General features: G+C 67.8%; 1 pseudogene. It reads left to right on the top strand.

Features of this window, described 5'->3' with window-relative positions:
- Positions 1-994, top strand: a pseudogene (locus tag E6R18_RS33845) (RHS repeat protein); the annotation flags it as partial.

The following is a 994-nucleotide window of genomic DNA, read 5'->3' as shown; positions in this document are numbered from 1 at the left end:
TGACGGGATGGCTGACGAAGGCGGGCATGGACGTGCCCGGCACGTTCGAGAGCCCGGACGACAGCAAGACGAACTACTCCTACGACGCGGTCGGCAACACCACCTCCGTCGCCGTCACGGGCACCGGGGGCGGCACGACGACCGCGGAGTACAACCCGTCCACCCCGACCTGTGGTGGGTTCAAGGGGCAGAAGTGCTCGGTCACCGACGCCCGGGGCAAGAAGACGTCGTTCACCTATGACGCGAAGGGGAACCTGACGAAGGTCACGCCGCCCGCGCCGCAGGGCGCTACCACGCTCACGTACGACTACGCGGGCCGCCCGGACGTCGTCAAGGACGGCCGCGGCATCCAGACTGTCTACGTCTACGACGACCGCGACCGCGTCACCAAGGTCTCCTCCACCAACGCCACCGTCCAGTACACCTACGACGACGACGGCAACATGACCTGGCGCAAGGACGCCACCGGCGAGACCGACTACGCCTACGACACCCTCTCCCGCGAGATCTTCCGCTCCCTGCAGGACGACTCCGAGGCGACGCTCGCCTACACGGCGGCCGGGGACCTGGACACCTACACCGACCCCATGGGCGCCACCCACTACACCTACGACGACGCCGGACGCCTCGAATCGCTGAAGGACCCGGCCGGCCGCACCACCACCTACACCTACAACAACAACGACAAGCGCACCCACACCAACTACCCCGGCGGCACGGTCCAGAAGGCCACCCTCGACGAGGACGGCAAGCCCACCGCCATCAAGGCCACCAACGGCAGCGCCACCCTGGTCGATCTCGCCTACACCTACACAACCGGCGCCGGCGACCCGGGAACGAAGATCTACAGCCGCACCGACGCAGCCGCGGGCCGCAAGACCGCCTACACGTACGACAGCGCCGGGCGCCTCTCCTACGCCAAGGAAACGAACACGTCCTCCGGCGCCCGCACCGCGTCCTGGCTGTACTGCTTCGACAAGGCCGGCAACCTCAC

Origin of the sequence: Streptomyces sp. A1277 (genome assembly GCF_004795015.1) — a bacterium.
Lineage (GTDB): Bacteria > Actinomycetota > Actinomycetes > Streptomycetales > Streptomycetaceae > Streptomyces.
The sequence above is the reverse complement of the archived record's forward strand: the minus strand, read 5'-3'. Positions and strand labels throughout refer to the sequence as shown.